Source organism: Rheinheimera mesophila (genome assembly GCF_000986865.1).
Lineage (GTDB): Bacteria > Pseudomonadota > Gammaproteobacteria > Enterobacterales > Alteromonadaceae > Pararheinheimera > Pararheinheimera mesophila.
Window position 1 is genome coordinate 1 of record NZ_LAVS01000095.1, and the last position, 619, is coordinate 619.

Here is a 619-nt window from a genome sequence, read left to right on the forward strand (position 1 = left end):
GTTGATTTTTTTGTCTAACTTTTTCAATGCTAATTTGTAAATAACTGAAGCATGTTCGGTTTTAAAATGAGATTCAGCAATAATTTTCAATGTTTCTAATTTATTTCTTGCATCACCGTATGTGGTACTTTCTGATAGAACACCTTCTAAAATTTGTTGAACTCGATAATCTAAAAGTTTTAAGTCTTTATTGATGCATTGTTCGACACACTCTTCTTTGGTTAATGTGATTTGTTCCATAGTGTTCTCCTATTAAGATGTTTGTTTTTCTCCTAAAAACTTATTAACAAAGTATTGTTGTCCTTTGCCTGTTACTTTTGGTGTACGTGATACTTTACTTGAACCATCTGGATTATTAATTATTCGTTTTTTGATATCCAAGATTTTTAGATCCATACTCTTTTGAGTTGGTAAGTTATAACTTTCTCCACTCTTTTTAATGAGATATCCATTATTTCTTAACCATTTGAATAATCTGTTTTGTCCTATATCCACACCGTTTTGTTTAAGTATTTTCGCAAGCTCTCCGACGAGTATTGAATTGTCGCTACCAGCTACTGAGTCAGCGAATAATACTTTTGGTTTGTTAACTTCTACTTGCTGTTGTAAAAGTAAGTTT

General features: G+C 30.9%; 2 protein-coding genes. Both read right to left on the reverse strand.

Annotation, left to right across the window (positions count from 1 at the left end; genetic code table 11):
* Positions 1–240 (reverse strand): hypothetical protein (locus SD53_RS16605; protein ID WP_046521318.1); only part of this gene is annotated, 240 nt, incomplete at its 3' end.
* A 12-nt stretch (positions 241–252) separates the two neighbouring features.
* The coding region (locus tag SD53_RS16610) for a phage antirepressor KilAC domain-containing protein (protein WP_046521319.1) at positions 253–619 on the reverse strand (367 nt) is incomplete at its 5' end.